The following is a 24,014-nucleotide window of genomic DNA, read 5'->3' as shown; positions in this document are numbered from 1 at the left end:
TTTCAAGCTGCACAGGATTTAGTGGTTGAAGGGCAACCCCAGCCAAACAGATATACCCCTCCTTTGCTTCAAGACTTAAAATCGAATATTTAGAATCAAAGGTTCAGACACACATTTATCGCCGCACAAAACCACTAAGGAATATGAACAATGTCTACAAAAAGTACTTATTACGCACCAACTGGCGGCTTGCCGCCGCAAACCCAGCTGCTATCTGATCGCGCAATCTTCACCGAAGCTTATGCGATTATCCCTAAACGTGTATTAACTGATATCGTGATAAGTTATCTGCCTTTTTGGACAGGTATGCGGATGTGGGTACTTGCCCGTCCACTGTCAGGTTTCTCTGAGACCTTTTCACAGTATATCGTCGAAGTTGAGCCTAATGGCGGCTCAGAAAAGCCTGAGCTAGATGAAAATGCTGAAGGCGTTATCTTCATCGTTGAAGGTGAAATGGATATGACGATTGAAGGCGTGTCGCATCATCTTGAAGCGGGTGGTTATGCATTCTTGCCACCTGGCTGCAAATGGACGCTAAAAAACAATGGCGACAAGCACGTTAAATTCCATTGGATCCGTAAAGCTTATCAGCACTGTGAAGGTATTGATGTGCCTGAAGCATTCGTAACCAGCGATCACGATGTTGAAGCCATTGAGATGCCGGGTACCAATGGCGTATGGAAAACCACAAGGTTTACTGAGCAGTCTGATATGCGTCATGATATGCATGTCAATATCGTGACATTTCAGCCAGGTGGCGTGATTCCATTTGATGAAACGCATGTTATGGAACATGGTTTATATGTACTAGAAGGTAAAGCGGTCTATCACTTAAATGGTGAGTGGGTAGAGGTTGAGGCGGGTGATTTTATGTGGTTACGCGCATTCTGCCCACAATCTTGTTATGCTGGCGGACCCGGTCCATTTAGATACTTATTATATAAAGACGTCAATAGACATATGCCGTTTATCCGTCCAGTAAAATAAGCCATCTAATCTAAAGGCAAAGTCTTACATTTGACCGCGTCACTTATTCTTTTGCTTTTTCTGTTATTAAAGCCAGCTCACCAATATGAGCTGGCTTTATGGTCTCTATAAAAAACTCACTATTTTTAAAGCAAGGTTTTATTCAACTATTACTAAAACCTTCATTACGTTACTTGTTTTTTATGTACTACTGTACTAGAATACTGAAACAAGATAGTCACTTGTTTCCTTTTTATAAAGATTAAATATTATGAGTACTGACCCTTATCGCAGCTTATTAAACCATTTAGCCAATTGTCATAGTAGTGCTGATATCGAAATGCTGCTAAATGCGCTGCTAACGGATAAAGAGCAGTTTGAGATTGCCAATCGTATCCGCATTTTTGATTTGCTTGAGCGCGGTGTCACCCAGCGTGACATCTCTGAGCAGCTGGGCGTTGGTATCGCAACGGTCTCTCGCGGCGCCAAGGCCATGCAAATACACGATGTCAGCGCGCTGTTAGCTACTCACAGACAAAATAATTAAGCCAAAAACGTTAGCCGAATTTATTTTATAAGACCTATTTGAATTACTTTGGACCTCTTTATGACCTCTCCTACACTGCAATATGACCAGCCTGCTGCTATTGATATTCCAAGCAAGCCGCAGCGTATTAAACTGACGCAAGATATTGATTTTTTTGCATTATTTAAGCGTATTGAGCAAGTTTTTGCGACCTGTTATTTACTCGAATCCTTGGGCGAGGACAGCCATATGTCACGCCATCATGCGATTGGTTTTGATCCGGTGATGACCATTGCCGCCATTGACCGCACCACCCTTGCCATTACCGATAATAAAACCGCTAAAACCACACATTATCAGACCGATAATCCGTATCAACTACTACGCTCCATTACTCCGCAGCATGTGATTGCACGTGAGCAAAGCGGCGGTTTGGTCGGTTACTTGGGTTACGACTGTGTCAATTTCTTTGAGCCAAGTGTGAGCGCCAAGCCAAGCGATGATTTTGAACCATTCAAATTCGGGGTCTATCTAGATGGCTTGACGCTCGATAAGATGACCGGTGAGATATTCTATTTTTATTACCCAACCGCACAGCAAGACAATCGTATTGAACAAATCAAAACCTTACTTAATGTCCCCATCCCAAGCTATGAATTGCCCACTGTTGAGTTCTTAGGTGACGGCATGAGTCAAGAAGAGCACGCTAAAGTCGTCATGCAAGTTAAAGAAGACATCATCTCTGGGCGTATCTTTCAATGCGAAGTCGGCTTTAAATCCAAATACCGAATTGCTGGCGATAAGATGCCGATTTATGAAAAGCTACGCGCGGTAAACCCCTCACCGCATATGTATTTTATGAAATTTTCCCAGCAGTGCATCATCGGTGCTTCACCGGAATTGTTATTTCGCTTACGTCAGGGCGAGATGGAAACCTATCCTCTCGCAGGTACGGCCAAGCGCGGTATTGATGTTGCCGAAGATCGTAAGCTTGCGCGTGCGCTACTGAATGATGCCAAAGAGATTGCCGAGCACAATATGCTGGTCGATCTGCATCGCAATGATATCGGACGCGTCGCACAATTTGGTACTGTAAAAGTGCGTAATCTGATGGATATCAAACGCTTCTCACACGTACAGCATATCTCCTCTGAAATCGTCGGTATTTTACATCCTGATGAGGATATGTTTAGTGCGCTTGCCAGCAATTTCCCTGCTGGTACCTTGTCAGGTGCGCCAAAGGTTGAAGCGATAAAAGTGATTAATGAGCTTGAACCAGATGGTCGTGGTGCTTATGGCGGCGCATTAGGGTCCTTTAACTTTAATGGTGATTGTATCTTTGCTATTCCTATTCGCAGCCTATTTATTAATGGCGAATCTGCCTATGCGCAGACATGTGGTGGCAATGTTTACGACTCAAACCCTGCTGACGAATATCTAGAGATTCAGCGTAAGCTTTCTGCGATGAAGGTCGTTTTAGACAGCTTTATGGATCCGATGAATCCGTAAATTGCCCCTACTTTACCCAAGAGCTTATGACTTATGAATGTTTTAATTATCGATAATTACGATTCCTTCACTTTTAACCTTTACCAGTATATCGGTGAGATATTGCAGACGATGGATGACGACAAACAAGCAAATGTTATCGTTAAGCGTAATAATGAAATCAGTTTAGCAGACGTACAGGCGATGAATCTTGACCGTATTATTATCTCACCCGGTCCCGGTTCACCTAATGATCCTGACTATTTTGGTATTTGTGCCCAAGTGATTGAAGTAATGGGCAAAACCACGCCATTATTGGGCGTTTGCTTAGGCATGCAGGGCATCGCTCATGTATTTGGCGGTGATGTGATACGCGCCAGTGTACCGATGCATGGTAAAGTTTCAGCCATTCGTCATGATGGTGCGGGCGTTTATCATGACTTGCCGCAGGAGCTAGAAATCATGCGCTATCATTCATTGATGGTACAAGCAGATACGCTACCAGATTGTTTAACCGTCACCGCAGTTGTCGCCAATGATGAACATAATGATTTAGATTTGACTAAAGCGGCGCTGGCAGGTGATGAGATCATGGGCGTTCAGCACAAAGACTATCCGATCCAAGGCGTACAGTTCCATCCTGAATCATTTGCCACCGAAGGTGCCAAGCGTTTATTGACGAACTTCTTACTACAGGTATAATCAGATAGCTTTAAAAAAACTACAAATAAAAAAGACCGGCTTGATCGCAAGCCAGTCTTTTTTAACTTTCAATATACTGTATTTTCTAGCTTTCAATACGCTGTAAAAACGCTTGCGTGCGCGGATGCTTAGAATCCTCAAATAACTGCTTGGCACTGCCCTCTTCCACAACCTTACCATCTTCAATCAACACCACATGGTCAGCGACATCACGGGCAAAATTTATCTCATGAGTCACCACAACCATCGTCCACCCCTCTGACGCCAGCTGTTTCATCGTTCCAAGCACATCTTGTACCAGCTCAGGATCAAGTGCTGAGGTTGGCTCATCAAATAGTAATAACGAGGGCTCAATTGCCAATGCACGAGCAATACCAATACGCTGCTGCTGACCGCCTGATAGCTGAAACGGATAGAGATCTGCCTTATCAGACAAACCTACTTTCTCGAGTAATGTCAGAGCCTGCTCGCGTGCCTGCACCTTACTTTGGCCTTGTACTACCGTAGGTCCAAGCATTAAGTTTTCAATGGCTGTCTTATGTGGAAACAGATTATAAGACTGAAACACCATACCTGATTTACGTTGCAGTGCAAGTAAGGCTTTTTTCTTAGGCTTAGTAGCAAAGTCGACCGTCAAGCTGCCATCCTCAAAGGCAATGACCCCTTGATCTGGAATCTCAAGCGCATTCAAACAGCGCAAAAACGTCGTCTTACCAGAACCTGATGGTCCTAATATCACCACCACTTTGCCCTTCTCGATGGTCAAGTCGATACCTTTGAGCACCTGATTGCTGCCAAAGGCTTTATGAATATTGCTGACTTGAATCATAAGATGTCCACTTACAAATGAAAAAACACAGATTAAAGAGATAATACAGTGAGCATAGGTTGCTAGCGCGATTATTTGGCAACATAACGATCAAGACGTGTTTCAAGCCTACCTTGGATAAAGGTCAAAAACAGACAAATAGCCCAATAGATAACAGCGGCTTCGATATAAACCAGCATAAACTCATAGTTACGAGCGGTGATTATCTGTGCCTGTTTAAACAGCTCAGTCACCAATACCAGTGATGCCAGCGAAGTATCTTTGACCAGACTGATAAAGGTATTAGAAAGCGGCGGTACGGACACGCGTAGTGCCTGCGGCAAAATAACATGGTGAAAGGTCTGCAAGTAGGTCAAGCCGACCGTCGAACCAGCTTCCCATTGCCCTTTTGGAATAGACAAAATAGAGGCGCGCACCGTCTCTGACGCATAAGCACCGATGTTTAGCGAAAAAGCAATAATCGCTGACGGAAAAGGGTCAAGCTTGACCCCAACGCTTGGTAGGCCGTAAAAGATAATAAACAGCTGTACCAGCATCGGTGTGCCACGAATAGCAGACACATAGATGCGGGCAAGCCTATAAACAATCTCATGAATCCAGCCAGCACGCGGCACAATACGAATCAGCGCCACTATCAGCGCAATGGCCATACCGATCGCAAACGATATCAACGCCAACGGTATCGAATAATAGATACCGCCTTTGAGCATCGGCCAAAAGGACGAGATTACAATTTGCGCTCGATCAGGACTCATAAATGGCAGTAATGCCAATAAATCTGCTAACCCTGACGTTATGGAGGCTGGCATAATAGAAGCTAGCATTATTTTTGTTGACTTATATCAGCACCAAAGAATTGTTGGCTCAGCTTGGTGAGCGTACCATCAGCTGCTAATGCCGCCATGGCTTCGTTTAATTTTGCCAACACCGCATCATCCCCTTTTATCAATACCAATCCTGAACCAGTCTGCTCACTAACAGGGGCCGTCAGTTTAATCTCAAGCTCAGCATCTGGGAATTTTTTTAGGTAGTCCAAAACCGCAAGATTGTCATTCATAGTAAAGTCAGCGCGGTCTTGTTTAACCAACTGAATCGCTTGCGCCATGCCATCGACAGGGACAACTTCAGCTTGATAACGCTCTGCAAGCTCACCATAGTTACTGGTCAATGACTGAGCACTGCGCAGACCTTTTAATGACTCCCACGAGCTATAACGATTATCATCTGTTGGCGCTAAAACCACTGCACCTGACCAGCTATATGCTTGCGCTTTGTCATATTTTGCCAAACGCTCAGGCGTGGTCAAGCTGACTTGGTTGGCAACCATATCAAAACGCTTGGCGTCCAAACCTGCCAGCATGGCATCCCACTGGGTTTCTTGAAACTCAACTTTCACGCCCAATTTTTCAGCAACCGCGCGGGTGACTTCGACGTCATAACCAGTCAGCTTGCCGCTCTCATCATGATAAGTGAATGGCGGATAAGTGCCTTCGGTACCGACGTTGATGGTACCGCCGTTGTTGATACGCTGTAGCAAATCAGAGCCGCCACTGGCAGCGGTGTCAGTTGCCTTGGTCTCAGCATCATTGGTAGGTGATTGACCACAAGCGGCAAGTAATACGGTACTGGCGGCAAGGGCTAAAAGCGTGCGACGTTTCATAAGACGTCCTTATCAAAATGAGTAAATAAGAGTGAATGAATCAAATAAAGCAAATATGTCCTGCCAATAACACCCTACTGAAAAATAAGCAGATATCATCATAAATATCTGCTGGGTATTATTTGACTGTGACTGCTCAATTTGAGGATAGGCAGCATATTTTTCAATGCATGTTTTCTCTTTTTCTTAAAAATTCGAGGCAGGTTATGAACAACATCCCTCTTAAACATGCCAATCAGACCGCTGCTCATTGATATATTAACGCAATTTAGCAATAAAAAGCGTACAAAAAGAGTGAATATGCGTAAGGTTACTATAGCTCACCTGCAAACTGATAACGCTCCCCAGCGTGCCACATTTTGACAAAGGTTAATACTTGACCCGCTGAGTAGGTCTGACGGCAAAGCACCAACGTTGGCGACTGCGGGGCAATTTGTAGTAGCGCTGCAATCTCATCGGGTGCAGCCAGCGCTCGAATGGTATAGCTACCACGCTCTAGCGGACTTTTGGCAATGAGATAATCGCTGGTATTGACCACGCTAAAATCTTGCTCGATAAACTTAGGAACCTTTAGGGCATCGACCCAGCGCTCTTCAAACTGTATCGGCTGACCATCAGCAAAATGGATAATTTTGACCTCGTATAAAACAGCGGTTTCATTATCGATATCCTCGCTAGCGTTAATATCAGTAGCGTCTTTTAAACCAGACGTTTTAGCTACCTTCTCAAGACCAAATTTACGGCGCAGCTCATCATTGAGCATAGAGGCAGTAATGCCACGCTTACTGACCACTTGCGCTTGATAGTCACGATTGGCGGACTTTAAATCTTGCGCGATATTACGCACTTCTACAAAGGTATGATTAAACTGCTGCTGCGCGACAAACGTCCCCGACCCTTGGCGGCGCTCCAATACTCGCTCTTCACTCAATTCCTTTAAAGCACGGTTGACCGTCATACGAGAAACACCAAACTCTTCTGCCAACGCCATTTCGGTAGAAATCGCCTTGCCGGCCTGCCATTTACCCGAATGAATATTGTCTAATATCGCATTTTTAATGCGCTGATATGCCGGAATCGCCTTTATCGTATCCATGTTTAACCGTTAGTTTTAACAATAATAGTAGCGCCATAGTAACACGAGACAATCTCCTAGACCTCAGCAAAACCATATAACAGCTGTCGATTCATCCGAACATTCACAAAAATAATGCGGCAATCAAGAAAAAAAACTTGCATGAAAAAACCATTCCTGATAATTTGTATATACAACTTTACGGCAGTATAAATAAATTTAGCAGACTGGCCGTACAAGGCTCACTTTGATTGCCATATTGTCTCAACAGATATCACAAGGATAGGCTCATGACCACTGATAATGGACTGAATAAAACCCCTAAATATACTCGCCGTGACGAGAGTCGCAATATCGCAGCACCGACTGGCAGCACGCTACATTGCAAAAGCTGGCTGACCGAAGCCCCTTATCGTATGCTACAAAATAACTTGCACCCTGATGTCGCTGAAAACCCAAAAAGCTTGGTCGTCTATGGTGGTATCGGTCGCGCCGCCCGCAATTGGGAAAGCTATGATCAAATCTTAGCGTCACTCAAAGAATTAGAAGACGATGAGACCCTGCTTGTACAATCTGGCAAACCAGTTGGCGTTTTTCAAACCCATGAAAATGCACCACGGGTATTGATTGCCAACTCTAACCTTGTGCCACGCTGGGCAACGTGGGAGCATTTTAACGAACTCGATCGTAAAGACTTATTTATGTATGGTCAGATGACCGCTGGTAGCTGGATATATATCGGTACGCAAGGCATCGTCCAAGGCACTTATGAGACTTTTGTAGAAGCTGGTCGCCAGCATTATGATGGTAGCTGGGCAGGGCGTTGGATTTTGACTGCGGGTCTTGGCGGTATGGGTGGCGCGCAGCCACTCGCAGCAACCTTTGCGGGCGCAACTTCTTTAAATATCGAGTGTCAGCAGTCTAGTATTGATTTTCGTTTGCGTACAGGCTACGTCGATAAGCAAGCTGACAATCTTGACCATGCTTATGAGCTCATCAAGCAACATACCGCAGCCGGTGAAGCGGTTTCTATCGCCCTACTTGGTAATGCCGCTGATATCCTGCCTGAGATGGTTAAGCGCGCCAATACAGGCGAGATAAAACCTGATTTGGTCACTGACCAAACCTCAGCCCATGACTTAATCAATGGTTATCTGCCAAGTGGCTGGACAGTTGAAGAATGGAAGGCTGCTCAAGAAAATCCAGAGCAACATGCTGATCTAACCAAAGCTGCCGCTGCTTCTTGTGCCGTACACGTACAGGCGATGCTAGACTTGCAGGCAATGGGTATCCCAACGACCGATTATGGTAATAACATCCGTCAGGTGGCATTTGATGAAGGGATTAAAGATGCCTTTAATTTCCCAGGTTTTGTACCTGCTTATATTCGTCCGCTTTTTTGCCAAGGTAAAGGGCCATTCCGCTGGGTTGCATTATCAGGCGACCCAGAAGATATCTACAAAACCGATCAAAAAATCAAAGAGCTGTTCCCTGAAAACACCCATATCCATCGCTGGCTTGATATGGCAAAAGAGCGCATTCAGTTCCAAGGTCTGCCAGCACGTATCTGTTGGTTAGGACTTGGTGAGCGTGATAAAGCAGGTCTTGCCTTTAATGAGATGGTCAAAAACGGTGAGCTAAAAGGCCCTATCGTCATCGGTCGTGACCACTTGGATACTGGTTCTGTTGCCAGTCCAAACCGCGAAACCGAAAGTATGAAAGATGGCTCAGATGCGGTATCGGATTGGGCACTATTAAACGGTATGCTCAACGTGGCAGGCGGTGCAACTTGGGTATCATTGCATCATGGCGGCGGCGTTGGCATGGGCTACTCGCAGCACTCAGGTATGGTCATCGTCGCTGACGGCACAGATAGCGCGGCCAAACGCTTGTCACGCGTACTGGTCAATGACTGCGGCTCAGGTGTGATGCGTCATGCCGATGCAGGTTATGAGCTGGCGATTAAAACTGCTCAGGATTATGGTCTAAATCTACCGATGATTAAGTAGTTTTCATAGAAAAAAAGACAACATGATTTTATCAAGGACGATAATATGACCAAGCAAGATACCATAAACCTTGGGCAAACTGAGCAAGATGCCAATACCATGCCGGATACAACCGCATCAGAGACCCTGCTATCAAAACCTATTGCCCTACTACAGCTGATTGTATTTAGTACGATAGGTTTGGTGATGTTTTTTGTCCCTTTTACCATTGGTGACAAAAGTACGATTCTGTTCGACCATGGTGCCACTTATCTGGTCAATCAGCAACATACGTTATCTGTGACCTTATTATTTGTGCTGATGATATTTGGGGTGAGTAAACCATTTATCGATGGCTCATGGCGCAAAAATATCACGCATAAAACTCTAACGGTCTTTAAGGTGCTTGGCTTAGTGTTAGCCGTGATGTATATCACTGGTAACGCGCCAGCCTTTATGATGGAAAAGGATATGCTGCCGTTTTTATTTGAAAAACTGGCATTACCTGTTGGTATGATTGTGCCGCTTGGGGCATTGATTCTGGCGTTCTTAGTAGGTTTTGGTTTGCTTGAGATGGTTGGCGTGCTGATGCAGCCGATTATGAAACCTATCTGGAAAACGCCTGGTGCATCAGCGATTGATGCCGTTGCCTCTTTTGTGGGCAGTTATTCGATTGGGCTATTAATTACCAATCGTGTTTATCTACAAAAGCAGTATTCTGCGCGTGAAGCTATTATCATTGCCACAGGTTTTTCTACCGTGTCTGCCGCATTTATGGTCATTGTCGCCAAAACACTGGGGCTGATGGAATTTTGGAATCTGTTTTTTTGGTCAACGCTAGTGATTACCTTTATCGTCACCGCCATCACTGCCCGCATTCCACCAATTAGTCTATTTGATAATGAAGTAGAGCGTCCAAATTTAGACTATAAAAGAGGCGCGCGTCTAAAAGCAGCTTATGAGCTGGGTTTATCCACGTCACGCCATGCATCGGATTTTAAACACATTCTATGGAGCAACTTTCGTGATGGTTTGATCATGGCAGCAGCGATTGTGCCCTCTATCATCGCCGTTGGACTCACTGGTTTATTATTGGCCAAGTATACGCCCGTATTTGACGCCCTAGGGCTGCTACTTTACCCCTTTACGTGGTTGGGCGGTTTGCCAGAGCCGCTCGTCGCTGCCAAAGGCATGTCTGCAGGATTGGCTGAGATGTTCTTGCCCGCATTATTGCTCAGTGAAGAGGATATGTTGACCCGTTACGTCGCAGGCGTCATCTCTATTAGCAGTGTGCTGTTTTTTTCTGCCATGATTCCTTGTGTACTAGCAACTGAAATTCCCATCTCTGTTGGCAAAATGGTCATCGTTTGGTTCCAGCGTGTGGCACTTAGTATCTTGTTGGCAGCAGCTTTTGGACATTTGGCAATATCGTTTGGCTGGATAAGTTAAGATAAATTGCACCTGTTAATACGAGCACAACATCACTACCCCACCATATAATAAATACAGCTAATAACATTTAACATTAGGACTACCATCATGACTGCTATCAAAAAACTCACCCTACAACCGCGTCAACTTAGCTTTGAAATACTCCGCGATATCTATGAGCAGCCCGTCATATTGACCCTGCCTGATAGCGCCTATGAGGCGATAGATGCCTCACACGAAGATGTACAAACGATTATCCGCCGTGATAAAAGCGCTTATGGTATCAATACCGGTTTTGGTCTATTGGCAAAAACCCGTATCAGCGATGACCAGTTAGAGTTGCTACAGCGTAACCTTATCGTCTCTCACTCGGTGGGTACGGGTGAAGCGTTACCAGCGAACGTGGTTCGACTGATTATGGTAATGAAGGTGACCAGTTTGGCACAAGGCGTCTCTGGCGTACGCCGCGCTGTGGTCGATAGCTTACTGGGTTTAATTAATAATCAAATCACCCCAAATATCCCTGCCAAAGGCTCAGTAGGTGCTTCAGGAGACCTTGCGCCTTTATCGCATATGACATTAGCGATGATGGGCGAAGGTCATGTTTATGTTGATGGTAAAAAAGTCCTAGCCGCTGATGCGTTAGCGCAGCATGGTCTTGAGCCAATCACCCTTGCGGCAAAAGAAGGCCTTGCCTTGATTAATGGTACCCAAGTATCCACAGCACTGGCATTACGTGGTTATTTCTTAGCACGTGATTTGCTTGAAACCGCAACCATCGTCGGCTCACTGTCTATCGATGCCGCTAAAGGCTCAGATGCGCCATTTGATGCGCGTATTCATGAAGTACGTGGTCATCATGGCCAAATCGAAATTGCCAAAGCGCACCGTCAGCTGATCAAAGGCAGTGCTATTCGCGCCTCACATGATGGCGAGCAAGACGACAGAGTACAAGATCCTTACTGCTTGCGTTGCCAGCCGCAAGTGATGGGCGCTTGCCTTGATATCATCAATCAAGCAGGCAAGACGCTATTGATTGAATCAAATGCCGTCACTGACAACCCTCTTATTTTTAACAATGAAGACGGTCCCGTTGCCATCTCTGGCGGTAACTTCCATGCTGAGCCAGTGGCTTTTGCTGCTGATATTTTAGCCTTAGCAATTGCCGAAATTGGCTCTATGTCTGAGCGCCGTATCGCTTTACTGATCGATGCTACCCTATCAGGTGGCTTACCGCCATTCTTAGTGGATAATGCTGGGGTCAACTCAGGCTTTATGATTGCTCATGTAACCGCCGCAGCGCTCGCCTCAGAGAACAAATCTATCGCCCATCCTGGTAGTGTCGACAGCATTCCAACTTCTGCTAACCAAGAAGATCATGTGTCGATGGCAACCTATTGTGCCCGTCGCCTATATGAGATGGCACAAAACACTGCCACCATTATCGGTATTGAGCTATTGGCTGCTAGTCAAGGTATCGACTTCCATCGCGGACTAGAAACCTCAGAGCTGTTGACAGTGGCACATCAGAAACTTCGCGAGCAAGTAACCTTTTATGATAAAGACCGTTATCTAGCCCCTGACATCGAAGCAGCGAAGCAGCTGGTATTGGACGGTACGCTTGCTGAGCATTGGCAGTCATTACGTAGTAATTGGTATGATTCTAAATAACGGCTGATTGATAAAAACTGGTTGATCCCAGCCAATAGTATAAAAGCGAATAAAACAAGGAAGCTGGCGATGACCTCTCTGACAAATAAAGCAGCGAGCACGATTATCCATACAAAATCCGTGAGCCATACGGTAGCTGATATGAGTCGCTGGACAGGGCGTGCAGAGCCGTTCGAGACAGCTCGTGCCCGCTACTGGTATCAAATAGCTCAGCCTTATGCCTTTGATAATACTAGTCAGCAAAACGGCCAGCGCGTTGGGCTGGTCGGTTTCGCTTGTGATCAAGGTGTCAGACGCAATCAAGGACGCGTGGGTGCAAGAGCGGCTCCGCCCTTGATTCGTCAGGCATTTGCTGCGCTACCAGTCATCGCTGAATTACAACAACGCTTTCATAATCAATTGCCAACCTTATTAGGGGATGCAGGTGATATTCACTGTCATGATAATGATGATTTTGCTGCGAGTACTCTAGAACAAGCACAGGTTAATTATGCCGATAAGGTAAGCCATATTATTAAACAAGGCGGCTTACCCATCGGACTTGGCGGTGGTCATGCCATTGCTTATGGTAGCTTTTTAGGATTGTGGCAAGCGCTACAGCCGACAGATATTACCAATGCTGCCAATGCTACAAAGGCGCTACCGCGTATTGGCATTATTAACTTTGATGCGCATCTGGACATTCGTCAGTCTGATGTCGCAACGTCTGGTACGCCATTTCGACAAATTGCTGAGCACCTTGATGAGCAAGGTCAGTCATTTAACTATTGCTGTATCGGCGTCAGTCGCTTTTCCAATACTGCTGCGCTCTTTGATCGTGCTGAGCAATTGGGCGTGCATATCATCAGTGATGAAGAGTGCACCAGTAAAAAATGGAAAAAAATTGCGGCTCAAATAACAGATTTTATCGATAGCGTCGATATTATTTATTTAACCATTGATATGGATTGCTTGCCATCTAGCGTCGTACCTGGTGTCAGTGCGCCAGCGGCTTATGGTATTGACTTGGCATTCGTTGAGCGCGCGGTCAAACTTATTTTGTCCTCAGGTAAAGTAAAAATGGCTGACATTGCTGAGATTAATCCGACCTTTGATATTGATGCACGTAGCTGCAAAGTTGCGGCACGACTATTAGCGACCATTGTAGAGCAGCATTTACTGACTTTATGAATAAAAGCTTATAAATAAAGGCTTATGAATAAAACTTTAAAGATGAATTTTATATATTCACCTGACTATCAGTATTAAGCAGGAGCTTATTATGAACCACTCTAGCGCACAAATACTCGACGACTCTATCAATACTACAGATGCAATGGATACCCTGACTTCTTTTGATCACGTCATTATTAATGCCAATCTTGCGACGTTTTCTGCGCAATATGGTTTCGATATTTATGCTGACAATAGGGACAGCGCTGCCGCAAAAAGTACCCCTTATGGTCAGTTAGAAAATGCGGCTATCGGTATTAAAGATGGCAAAATTACATGGATTGGAGCGCATACTCAAATAACGGCCTATCTCATCCATTATCAAAGTCAACAAATCACTGACGCTGACGGTCATTGGATAACGCCTGGATTGATCGATTGTCATACTCATATCATCTATGGCGGCAATCGCAGCAATGAGTTTGAAGCGCGTCTACACGGTGCTAATTATCAAGATATTGCCGCTCAAGGCGGCGGTATTGTCTCAACAGTTCGTTCTACTCGTGAGGCTAATTTTGAGGCGTTATTTGCGCAAAGTGAAAAGCGCTTGCTTGCCCTTATTAAAGAAGGTGTGACCAGTATTGAGATTAAGTCCGGCTATGGCTTAGACCTAGAGACTGAGCGTAAGATGCTGAAGGTAGCGCGCCAGCTTGGCGAAAAGCATGATATTCATGTTAGTACCACTTATTTAGCCGCTCATGCGCTACCGCCTGAGTACAAAGACAATGCCGATGACTATATCGAGCAAGTTTGCCAGTGGTTACCAATCTTGCATGGCGAGGGTTTGGTCGATGCAGTCGATGGCTTTTGTGAAAATATCGCTTTTACTGCTGAGCAAATGAAGCGCGTCTTTGAAGTCGCACGCTCATTAGACCTTCCGGTGAAACTGCATTCTGAACAACTATCAAATATAGGCGCTAGCGCTTTGGTCGCAGAATATAAAGGATTATCAAGCGATCATCTTGAACATTTAGTAGAAGACGATATCAAAAAAATGGCAACCAGCAACACCGTTGCCGTGCTGTTACCGGGTGCGTTTTATACGCTACGTGATACCAAGTTGCCACCGATTAAAGAGTTGCGTCACCATCAAGTACCTATGGCAGTTTCAACCGATTGTAATCCAGGTACCTCACCGCTGACATCGCTACTGTTAGCAATGAATATGGGTTGTACGCTATTTTATATGACCCCTGAAGAAGTATTGGCAGGGGCAACGGTTCATGCTGCTCAAGCGCTTGGCTTATCGCATAAAGGGCGTGTAGAAATTGGCTGTGATGCGGATTTGGTACTTTGGGATATCACCCGTCCTGCTGATTTAGCTTATCAGATGGGGTTAAATCCTATAGAAGGTATTATGATAAACGGTAAATGGCGCTAACCTTTACACCGTTTTTTACCCTAGTATTTTAAAATCCAAAAAGCCCCAATCATTCGTTGCTTAGGGCTTTTTAATTTATAAAACAAGACTTTATGACATTAACAACTTATGGCTCAGTAGACCCATAAGCCGCTAATAGCAAACACCTCTTAGTTCAAGATACCATAAGCAACCAAAGCATCAGCGACACGCTTAAAGCCAACGATATTGGCACCGGTCATATAATCGATATAGCCTTTATCGGTTTGATGATATTTTCCTGAAGCTTCAGCAGCGCCGTCATGGATATTTTTCATAATGGCTTTTAAACGTGCATCGATCTGCTCAAAGGTTTTGTACTGACGTACTGAGTTCTGTGACATCTCAAGACCTGATACTGCCACGCCGCCTGCATTTGCCGCTTTACCTGGAGCATAGTGCACACGGTGCAAGCGAATATGATCAATCGCTTCTGCCGTCAATGGCATGTTAGCGCCTTCAACCACGTACTTGATACCGTTTTCCACCATCCGCTTAGCATCGTCTTCATTCACTTCATTTTGCGTGGCTGATGGGATCGCGATATCGCCTTTGATGTGCCAAGGTTTTTGACCAGCGAGCCATTCACCGCCATAAACAGCGACATAATCTGCTAATGGCTGGCTCTTGGCTTTTTGCGCTTTTAACCAGTTGATCTTTTCTTGATTAAAACCTTTTTCATCATACAAAGTCCCTTGTGAGTCAGAGACAGTAACGACGACGCCGCCCAGCATATGCGCTTTTTCAGCAGCATGTAGGGAGACGTTGCCCGCACCTGACACCAGTACTATTTTGCCATCGATATGCTCATTTTGAGCCGTTAGCATATTTTCTAAGAAGTATACCGCGCCATAGCCCGTTGCTTCTGTACGCATCAAACTGCCACCAAAACCCACGCCTTTACCGGTCAACACGCCGCCGTATTCGCGGGTTAAGTTTTTATACATGGCAAACATATAGCTGATTTCGCGTCCGCTAACGCCGATATCACCAGCCGGTACGTCTGTATCTTTATTGATATAGGGATGCAGCTCACGCATAAAGGCGTAGCAAAAACGGCGGATCTCATTGTCTGATTTACCCTTTGGATCAAAGTCAGAACCCCCTTTAGCACCGCCCATTGGCAGACCGGTCAAGGCATTTTTAAAGATTTGCTCAAAACCTAAGAATTTCAACACCGATTGGTTAACGGTTGGGTGAAATCTAATGCCGCCCTTATAAGGCCCTAACGCATTACTAAACTGGACACGCCAGCCGCGATTGACCTGTACCTCACCTTTATCATTTTCCCAGTTGATGCGAAACGCCATCACACGATCAGGCTCAACCAAGCGCTCAAAAACTTTAAAAGTATCATACTCGGGATGAGAGTCATATAGCGGAGCAATCGTGATTGCAACTTCTTTTACTGCCTGAATAAACTCAGGTTGATGGGCATAACGTGCTTCGATTTTTTCGATTGCCTGACTGATACTCATATAAGCTCCTTAAGGTAGAAATTGTCATCGTGCTGATTCACACCGGCGCTTTATCGCATACCCGAAAATGATAGGATGGTAAACACAGATGTAGGATTGATGTCGCTGCTATACGCTATGTGGTATAGAAACTGATGGGATTAGAATCTAATTGCTTGTGCCTTTACCTCATACATAAAGCGCCACAAACAATTTTTTCTCATAACTGTATATCATTTTTTTGCTGTATAAGTCTAGTAAATATCACCATCATCAAAAGTTATGGACAGTTTTTTGAAAACTGTCACCTGTCAGATAGAGGGCCGTAAAAACTTATCATCCAAAAAAAGTGTTATTAACTCAAAAACTTAGATAATAAAGGGCTGTGTCATTATGATCTTATTCATTGATGAAGCCCTGCTGACTGTGATGGCAAAAAAACTACCAGATTTGGCTTTGGATATTAGATAGGCTTATATAGTATTCATATAACATATTTGATGATTTTTGATAGTTTTTCATGATTATCACTATAAAACATCAATACTGACGAATAGCAGATCGACGTTGCAAACGACCTTATCAATAACACTTTAAAGGAAAGTCAGCTCACTGTCCTATAAAAACTATTTAAGGTATAGCACACCTTTTATATACAATGCACGATTAGGACTATAAAACCCTAAATCTAGCTAATCACGACTAGCCACTTATGAATAAATTGGCTTTCACCCTCATTGAATAAGACATGCCATTAATATACTCACTCATAATAGCGATTAACCATACCTTCTCACTCTGTCACTTAGTCACCATTGTAATTATCTGATCTTTCTCTTAGTATCGATTAAGGCATTTTTCAAATAGCACTTCGTTAGATAAAAAACAAATAGTAAATCAGGCGGAAAATATGGAAAACACAAAGCAGTTAACATCAGAGCAGCCACTACGCATCGATATCGTATCAGACGTCGTTTGTCCTTGGTGTGTCGTCGGCTATCGCCAACTGGCTGAGGCCCTTAAGCAAACCAATACTGCTCATGAGATACATTGGCATCCGTTTGAGCTAAACCCCAATATGCCAAGTGATGGTCAAAATATGCGCGAGCATATCATGGAGAAATATGGCTCAAGCAAAGCTGAGTCAGATGCCAGTCGCGCCAGAATAGCCAAGGCAGGTGCTGAGGTTGGATTTGAGTTTAACTTTAATGATGAATTGCGTATGCACAATACCTTTAATTTGCACCAGCTTTTGCATTGGGCTGAGCAGCAAGGGCGTATGCATGAGTTAAAGCAGGCGTTATTTACCGCCCACTTTACCGATAATAGAAACCTCTCTGATATCAGCGTGCTTGCCGATATTGCCGCAGAGATTGGGCTGGATGGCAAAGAAGCACTGGCGGTTTTAGACGACCAGCGGTTTGCCAATGACGTACGTGAGATAGAGCAGCATTGGCAGCGGCAAGGTATTCAAAGCGTGCCTGCTATTATTTTTAATGAGCAGCACTTGGTGAGCGGCGCGCAGGGCGTGGACAATTATGTCAATATTCTAGAGCAATTGGCGACTATGCAGGATTAGAGTATTTTTATATGAATAAAGACAAATTGATTACCCTATCAGATGAGACAGAAGACCTTGTCTTGGATAAGTTAAGAGATTATATGAATGATGAGTTTGATGTCGATATTGGTAATCTGCCAGCGAAGTTTTTATTGGATTTTATCATCAAGACCATAGGGCCACATTTATATAATCAAGTGGTCGATGATATGGAGCCTTGGCTATATGATAGATTTACGGGTATGTTAGAAGATATGCATAGCTTTAAAAAAGACTAAACGATAAACAGAAAAATGCCGCTCCTTTGATACACGTAATAGGAGCGGCATTTTTGTTTTAGCATACTGTTATTTTCTAAGGCTAAATTTACAATCCTTACTATTCATAACGGATTTTTAAAAATGAATAACCGTACGAATACTTTCGCCTTTATGCATCAAATCAAAGGCTTCGTTGATATCTTCTAACGGCATGGTGTGGGTAATGAAATCCTGTAATGGAATGTCTCCTGCTAAATAGCGCTCAACGTAACCTGGCAGCTCTGAACGACCTTTAACACCGCCAAATGCTGAGCCGCGCCAGACGCGACCGGTTACGAGCTGGAATGGACGGGTTGAGATTTCTTGACCTGCGCCAGCAACACCAATAATAACCGATTCGCCCCATCCTTTATGGCAGCACTCAAGCGCAGAGCGCATGACATCGACGTTACCGATACATTCAAACGAATAATCAACGCCGCCATCGGTCAATTCAACGATAACGTCTTGGATAGGCTTGTCATAATCTTTTGGATTGATGCAGTCAGTCGCACCCAATTTTTTAGCCAATTCAAACTTGCTTTCATTGATATCAATAGCAATGATGCGACTGGCCTTTGCCATTGCAGCACCGATGACCGCTGATAGTCCGATACCGCCCATACCAAAGATAGCAACGGTTGCGCCCTCTTCAACTTTTGCCGTATTCATCACGGCGCCCATACCAGTGGTGACACCGCAGCCAAGCAAGCAGACTTCTTCTAGTGGTGCCTCGACGTTGACTTTTGCCAAAGAAATCTCTGGCAAGACGGTATATTCAGAAAAGGTTGAGCAGCCCATATAATGGTAAATTGGCTCACCATCTTTATAAAAACGCGTGGTACCGTCAGGCATCAAGCCTTTACCTTGGGTTTCGCGTACCGCTGAGCACAGATTGGTTTTACCTGATAGGCACATTTTACATTCGCCACATTCAGCGGTATAAAGCGGAATAACATGATCGCCGACTTGTACGCTGGTCACGCCTTCGCCGACTTGCTCAACGATACCGCCGCCTTCGTGACCTAAGATCGCAGGGAACACGCCTTCTGGGTCTTCACCAGACAAGGTAAAGGCATCAGTATGACAGACGCCGCTTGCCACGATTTTTACCAATACTTCACCTTTACGTGGCAGCATGACATCCACTTCTTCGATAGATAGTGGCTGGTTTGGCCCCCAAGCAATGGCGGCTTTAGATTTAATAAATTTATCTGACATAATAAGCTCTCTTTTAATTAATTTTATCATTGATTAAACGCAGACCAATTTAGCTTATAGTGCTTGCTTGATAGAGGCAAGCGCTCGTTATATCAGTCTGCAAAGCATTAATTTTATACTGTCCATTATAGTTGTTTCTGCTGTGATAACAATATGCTATATTTGCAAATATCTTTTACACAGTGGTAATAATCATGCGCTGGGATGGTATTAGCGAGTTCGTCTATGTAGCAGAGCATGAGAGCTTTACGCGGGCGGCAAAAGAACTGGGCGTCTCGACCGCGCAGGTCAGTCGGCAGATAAGCGCGTTAGAGAAACGACTGAATATTAAATTGCTCTATCGTACGACGCGTAAAGTATCGCTGACAGAGGAAGGTCGGGTGTTTTATCAGCATTGCCGCGGTGTGCTCGATGGCTTGGATGCGGCTGAGCAAGCGGTGAGCAACTTACAGTCAAAGCCGCAAGGTAGGATTAAACTGACTGCCCCTGTCACTTATGGCGAGCAGCAATTATTGCCACTGGTTAATGATTTTATGGTGCAATATCGCGATATCGAAGTGACCGCTTTTTTAAGCAATCAAAAAATTGACCTCATAGATGGCGGCTACGACTTGGCGATTCGTATCGGAAAATTAAGCGATTCGACGATGATGGCAAAAAAACTCAGCCGCCGTACAAACTTTGTCTGTGCCGCGCCCACTTATCTTAAAAGGTACGGCACGCCGCACACGCTGTCTGACTTGCATAAACATAACTGCTTACTTGGTACGCGTGATTATTGGCACTTTATAGAAAGTGATAAAGACACAAATAATGATGTGGATAAAGAAACAAATCTACGCGTTTCTGGCAGCGTGCAATACAACAGCGGACATAGCTTAGTGGATGCGGCGTTAAAAGGATTGGGTATCGTGCAGCTACCTGATTATTATGTGCAAAAACACCTAGCATCAGGCGAGCTGGTCAGCGTATTGGATAACTATCGAGAGCCTGAGGAAAGTATCTGGGCGATTTATCCGCATAATCGTCATTTATCGCCAAAGATTCGGTTGCTCGTCGATTATCTAGCAGCGCGTTTGTTTTAGTAGTCCTTTAAGATATGTTGCAATGGCAGGCTTTACTATGTACGGTTTATTACACACAATGCTATGAAGCGTAATGTTATGGCTCACAATGAATAGTCGATATTGCCAACCATCACTCACTGAATAAACAACCACCATAAAAAAGGACTTTTATGCTTAAAACTATCTCTATTGCGGCGCTAGCTTTAGCCATATCCTCTTGCGCCAGTGTTGAAAGTATTTTAAACGCGACGGACAAAGCAACATCAACGCCAAAAACGATGACTGCTATCAATGCTGAAAAGGGTTTGGTAACGATGCAAAGTCATCATTCCGTGCAAGATACCGCCGATAAGCTGGCGGCGATTATCGAAAGCAAAGGTATGAAAGTATTTGCGCGTGTCGATCATCAGAAGAACGCCCAAGGTGTTGATTTAACATTAAGACCAACGCAAGTGATTATGTTTGGTAATCCAAAAGCCGGTACACCGTTGATGCAATGTGAGCAAAGCGTCGCTATCGACTTGCCGCAAAAAATCCTTATCAGTGAAGATGCCGATAAAAAGGTCTGGTTGTCGTACAATAATCCTGAATATCTCAAAGACCGCCATAATATAAAGGGTTGTGATACCCAGCTCATGAATATTGCAAAAGCCCTTGATGCCGTTAGTAAAGCAGCTATTGCAAAGTAATCTATAAATGAAAGTCTAAACAAATAAAAAGGTGGGATGCAAAAGCATAACCCACCTTTTCTGTATCTCTAAAAGATTCACTTATTAGCAATCCTCAGACTGTGCGATTTGCTCCTGTAACTCTACTTTTAACTTCTTCGCACATTCGATAATCTTTTTTCGATTGGCAGGAATAGCCCCATATTCAATCGCCGTTTCGCGCATTTGCACCGTCACATCATAGTGCGGATAACTGGCATGACGGTGGAATAAACGCGAATCTACTTCAATCAGCGCAGCAAAGTCATGCAACTCTTGCAGGCTATCTGCCAGCATATGGCACCACTTATAGCCTTTAAATTCTATCTGCATAAAATCCACATATATCGCCATAGAGTCGCCTCCTTTATCATCATTATATTTTATCATGTGCTAAACAACGCTTTCACAAAACAGCCATTAGAACAATTCACGTGCATCTTTCTTAAGCTGTTTCAGTAGGGTTTGGTATTCGCTATCATTGGTTTCAAGGCTGCTTAGACGTCCATAACGCAGCTGACGATAGTCCTGCCTCATCTGCATGATTTTTTCTTGGACAATCTCTGCATGACCACTATCTATTGGCTTACTCACTTTACTGCTCTTATTACTACTTTTAGCATTGGTATCGGCGTTGATATCAGCATCGATATCAGTATTTGAATCATTTTCTCGCTCATCAACCGCTATTGCCAAGCGCTCAAGCCAAGCAAGCTGCCCTTCGCTCTCTTGACGAGCAAGCGCCTTATCACTTTTACCAATACGTTTTGATAACTGTGCAAGCGGCAGGTCTACTGGATGCCAACGCTTACGGCGACGTTGCCAAATGACAAAGACCAAAATCACCATGACGGTAATAGCACTCGCCGCTAGCCAAATAATTTGCTGCATCACTGAGCGGATATTAAACCATTTAAGCAGCGAGTCGGCTTGCTTGTCCTGATCGTAACCAACGACGTCTTTTTGCCAATAGTAGCTCGCTTGGTCTGACAGACGGCGTAAGGTTTGTAGCATTTGATACTGCTGATAGCTGATTTGTGCCCCAGCGCCATCACCGAACATTGCTGCTCCTTGTGCCTGCGTCAGCGCATCCATCCCTTGTTCGACACGCTCAGGCGCAACAAATGCCGTCGGATCGACACGTAGCCAACCTTGACCGTCAAGCCAAACCTCCGTCCAAGCGTGCGCATCCTTTTGCCGCACCTCCCAAACATTACCACCGCGGCTCAGCTCGCCACCTTGATAGCCTGCCACGACGCGCGCTGGAATACCAGCGGCGCGCATCATAAAGGTAAAGCTTGAAGAATAGTGCTCACAAAACCCTGCTTTGGTCTCAAATAAAAACTCATCGATACGGTTATTATTCAGTCGTGGCGGAGACAGTGTATAATGAAATTCCGTTTGGTTAATCCAGCGCTCAAGTGCTTGCATGTAGCGTACTGGGTCTGAGTCTGATTGAACAAACAGCTGCTGCGCCAATGCTCGTGCTTGCGGATTGCCGTCAGCTGGTAGGGCAAGATTTAGACGTCGCAGCTCATCAGAGAGAACAGGGTCAATACGCATCGCTGCAAACTGCAATACCTCGTAGCGCAGCTGCTGGGTAACCGGCTGGTCTTTTAATAAGGTAAAGTCTGATGTGATACTGATATCTTGGCGATGAGCAAAAGGATAATCAAGTCCAAACAGCCAGTTTTGCTGCGTTGGCTCTAGGATAATCTCATAGCTGGTAGGCGCAACCTTTACTTCATCAGGGACAGTTGCAAAGGCATTTTCAATCCAAGCAGGTGTTTGCAGTGCTGGTCGCCACTCTTGTTGCTGAGGGCTAGGACGCCAAGTGACTCCATCAAAGTCGCTAAAGACCAAACCGCGCCAATAGAGCTGCTGTTGTGGCGGGCGCTTATCTGCAAACTCTACCCGAAACGCAAGCTCAGTCGATTGTCCTAAATTGGCAAAATCACCGGGCGACATGCTATCAGAGACACCCGTGGTCGCTTGCTGACCTGAGAGCTGTACTGACCATAGTGGTGGCAGTCGCGGAAAGAACAAAAACAACACGACCAATAACGGCAACGTCCCAAGACCTAATACACCTAAAGTACGCAAGCGACCATCGCCGTTAGTATTGCCATCGTCATTTAAAGCAATAAATGCCAACAACACAATGACCGCCCCGACAATTACTTCTAACGTCGTCACAAGACCTTGATCCATTAAAAACAGCGCGGCAAGGACAAACAGTGAAAGATTCAATACCACATAAGCATCACGGCGCTTATACAACTCCCACAACTTACTGATGAGACATAGCACTAAAAACGCCACGCCCATATCGAGGCCGAAAGCGGTATTATACGTCAGCCACAGACCTGCCAGCCCCAATAAGAAGCCGAGCATTTGCATGCTTTGATAGACGCGTTTTAGATGCGCTAATTTTTTAAATCGTGCTTTCACACGTGGCAGCTGAGCAATGATACTGACCACCGCAAAACCCATTAGCCATAACGGCAAGTGCGCTGCATGCGGTAAGATAATGATAACTTGAGCAATTAATACCCAATAATAGGCTGGTAAGGCGAGTAGCTTGTGAGTCCATTTAGCATTGCTACCCTGCATAGCATGAGCATAGGTATGAGCATTAATATTTTGACCCAAAGCTAATTGCTCAAAGCTTGCAGAGTCTATAAAGTCTGATTTGTTAGAGCCAATAGAGACATCGATTGCTTTTTTTGAAAAAAACCTTTTAGCATTGTTCATA

21 protein-coding genes are annotated in these 24,014 nt (G+C 44.7%); 13 read left to right on the top strand and 8 right to left on the bottom strand.

Annotated features, from left to right (window positions below; all coding sequences use genetic code 11):
- The first annotated feature begins 150 nt into the window (after positions 1 to 150).
- The 4 genes from ABYU67_RS00330 (at position 151) to ABYU67_RS00315 (ending at position 3,682) form a co-directional block, all read left to right on the top strand.
- A complete protein-coding gene (locus ABYU67_RS00330; protein WP_372842956.1) occupies positions 151 to 987 on the top strand; it encodes a bifunctional allantoicase/(S)-ureidoglycine aminohydrolase in 837 nt (278 codons plus the stop codon).
- A gap of 250 nt (positions 988 to 1,237) precedes the next feature.
- A complete protein-coding gene (locus ABYU67_RS00325; RefSeq protein ID WP_372842954.1) occupies positions 1,238 to 1,513 on the top strand; it encodes a Trp family transcriptional regulator in 276 nt (91 codons plus the stop codon).
- A gap of 60 nt (positions 1,514 to 1,573) precedes the next feature.
- The gene (locus ABYU67_RS00320) at positions 1,574 to 3,001 is read left to right on the top strand and encodes an anthranilate synthase component I family protein (protein WP_372842953.1); all 1,428 of its coding nucleotides are present in this window, start codon (positions 1,574 to 1,576) and stop codon (positions 2,999 to 3,001) included.
- Positions 3,002 to 3,034: 33 nt separating this feature from the next.
- Complete coding sequence (locus ABYU67_RS00315) at positions 3,035 to 3,682, top strand: aminodeoxychorismate/anthranilate synthase component II (RefSeq protein ID WP_372842952.1); 648 nt, start codon at positions 3,035 to 3,037, stop codon at positions 3,680 to 3,682.
- Between the two features lie 85 nt (positions 3,683 to 3,767).
- Here the strand turns inward: ABYU67_RS00315 and ABYU67_RS00310 are convergent, their stop codons facing one another.
- The 4 genes from ABYU67_RS00310 to ABYU67_RS00295 form a co-directional block, all read right to left on the bottom strand.
- Positions 3,768 to 4,511 carry an amino acid ABC transporter ATP-binding protein gene (locus ABYU67_RS00310; protein WP_372842951.1) on the bottom strand — a complete coding sequence of 248 codons (744 nt, stop codon included), beginning with the start codon at positions 4,509 to 4,511 and terminating at the stop codon, positions 3,768 to 3,770.
- 71 nt (positions 4,512 to 4,582) lie between these two features.
- Positions 4,583 to 5,266: an amino acid ABC transporter permease gene (locus ABYU67_RS00305; RefSeq protein WP_372843118.1), complete on the bottom strand. Its 684-nt coding sequence runs from the start codon at positions 5,264 to 5,266 to the stop codon at positions 4,583 to 4,585.
- A gap of 68 nt (positions 5,267 to 5,334) precedes the next feature.
- Positions 5,335 to 6,171: an amino acid ABC transporter substrate-binding protein gene (locus ABYU67_RS00300; RefSeq protein WP_372842950.1), complete on the bottom strand. Its 837-nt coding sequence runs from the start codon at positions 6,169 to 6,171 to the stop codon at positions 5,335 to 5,337.
- A gap of 313 nt (positions 6,172 to 6,484) precedes the next feature.
- Positions 6,485 to 7,267, bottom strand: a complete 783-nt coding sequence (locus ABYU67_RS00295; protein ID WP_372842949.1) for a UTRA domain-containing protein — start codon at positions 7,265 to 7,267, stop codon at positions 6,485 to 6,487.
- Positions 7,268 to 7,536: 269 nt separating this feature from the next.
- Between ABYU67_RS00295 and hutU the strand changes: the two genes are divergently transcribed.
- From hutU to hutI, 5 genes are all read left to right on the top strand, one after another.
- Complete coding sequence (gene hutU, locus ABYU67_RS00290; RefSeq protein ID WP_372842948.1) at positions 7,537 to 9,255, top strand: urocanate hydratase; 1,719 nt, start codon at positions 7,537 to 7,539, stop codon at positions 9,253 to 9,255.
- Positions 9,256 to 9,300: 45 nt separating this feature from the next.
- Positions 9,301 to 10,683, top strand: coding sequence for a YjiH family protein (locus ABYU67_RS00285; protein ID WP_372842947.1), 1,383 nt, complete (start codon positions 9,301 to 9,303; stop codon positions 10,681 to 10,683).
- A 90-nt stretch (positions 10,684 to 10,773) separates the two neighbouring features.
- Positions 10,774 to 12,336, top strand: coding sequence for a histidine ammonia-lyase (hutH, locus tag ABYU67_RS00280; protein ID WP_372842946.1), 1,563 nt, complete (start codon positions 10,774 to 10,776; stop codon positions 12,334 to 12,336).
- A 69-nt stretch (positions 12,337 to 12,405) separates the two neighbouring features.
- Positions 12,406 to 13,506: a formimidoylglutamase gene (gene hutG, locus ABYU67_RS00275; protein WP_372842945.1), complete on the top strand. Its 1,101-nt coding sequence runs from the start codon at positions 12,406 to 12,408 to the stop codon at positions 13,504 to 13,506.
- Positions 13,507 to 13,651: 145 nt separating this feature from the next.
- A complete protein-coding gene (gene hutI / locus ABYU67_RS00270; protein ID WP_372843116.1) occupies positions 13,652 to 14,929 on the top strand; it encodes an imidazolonepropionase in 1,278 nt (425 codons plus the stop codon).
- 149 nt (positions 14,930 to 15,078) lie between these two features.
- Here hutI and gdhA read toward each other — a convergent pair whose 3' ends face one another.
- Positions 15,079 to 16,425: an NADP-specific glutamate dehydrogenase gene (gene gdhA, locus ABYU67_RS00265; protein WP_372842944.1), complete on the bottom strand. Its 1,347-nt coding sequence runs from the start codon at positions 16,423 to 16,425 to the stop codon at positions 15,079 to 15,081.
- Positions 16,426 to 17,314: 889 nt separating this feature from the next.
- On the opposite strand from gdhA, the gene ABYU67_RS00260 reads away from it, so the two are divergent.
- The gene (locus ABYU67_RS00260) at positions 17,315 to 17,983 is read left to right on the top strand and encodes a DsbA family protein (RefSeq protein WP_372842943.1); all 669 of its coding nucleotides are present in this window, start codon (positions 17,315 to 17,317) and stop codon (positions 17,981 to 17,983) included.
- A gap of 11 nt (positions 17,984 to 17,994) precedes the next feature.
- Positions 17,995 to 18,243 carry a DUF2164 domain-containing protein gene (locus ABYU67_RS00255; protein ID WP_372842941.1) on the top strand — a complete coding sequence of 83 codons (249 nt, stop codon included), beginning with the start codon at positions 17,995 to 17,997 and terminating at the stop codon, positions 18,241 to 18,243.
- A gap of 117 nt (positions 18,244 to 18,360) precedes the next feature.
- Here ABYU67_RS00255 and ABYU67_RS00250 read toward each other — a convergent pair whose 3' ends face one another.
- Positions 18,361 to 19,485 (bottom strand): S-(hydroxymethyl)glutathione dehydrogenase/class III alcohol dehydrogenase, encoded by a 1,125-nt coding sequence (locus tag ABYU67_RS00250; RefSeq protein WP_372842940.1) that lies wholly within the window; start codon positions 19,483 to 19,485, stop codon positions 18,361 to 18,363.
- Positions 19,486 to 19,679: 194 nt separating this feature from the next.
- Between ABYU67_RS00250 and ABYU67_RS00245 the strand changes: the two genes are divergently transcribed.
- A complete protein-coding gene (locus ABYU67_RS00245) occupies positions 19,680 to 20,570 on the top strand; it encodes a LysR family transcriptional regulator (RefSeq protein ID WP_372842939.1) in 891 nt (296 codons plus the stop codon).
- Between the two features lie 152 nt (positions 20,571 to 20,722).
- Positions 20,723 to 21,241, top strand: coding sequence for a DUF302 domain-containing protein (locus tag ABYU67_RS00240; protein WP_372842938.1), 519 nt, complete (start codon positions 20,723 to 20,725; stop codon positions 21,239 to 21,241).
- 84 nt (positions 21,242 to 21,325) lie between these two features.
- Here the strand turns inward: ABYU67_RS00240 and ABYU67_RS00235 are convergent, their stop codons facing one another.
- Both ABYU67_RS00235 and ABYU67_RS00230 read right to left on the bottom strand, forming a co-directional pair.
- Complete coding sequence (locus tag ABYU67_RS00235) at positions 21,326 to 21,613, bottom strand: DUF4031 domain-containing protein (protein ID WP_372842937.1); 288 nt, start codon at positions 21,611 to 21,613, stop codon at positions 21,326 to 21,328.
- Between the two features lie 66 nt (positions 21,614 to 21,679).
- Positions 21,680 to 24,013, bottom strand: a complete 2,334-nt coding sequence (locus tag ABYU67_RS00230; protein WP_372843115.1) for a transglutaminaseTgpA domain-containing protein — start codon at positions 24,011 to 24,013, stop codon at positions 21,680 to 21,682.
- Between the last annotated feature and the right edge of the window lies 1 nt (position 24,014).

It is taken from the genome of Psychrobacter sp., assembly GCF_041554015.1.
Taxonomy (GTDB): Bacteria; Pseudomonadota; Gammaproteobacteria; order Pseudomonadales; family Moraxellaceae; genus Psychrobacter.
The sequence above is the reverse complement of the archived record's forward strand: the minus strand, read 5'-3'. Positions and strand labels throughout refer to the sequence as shown.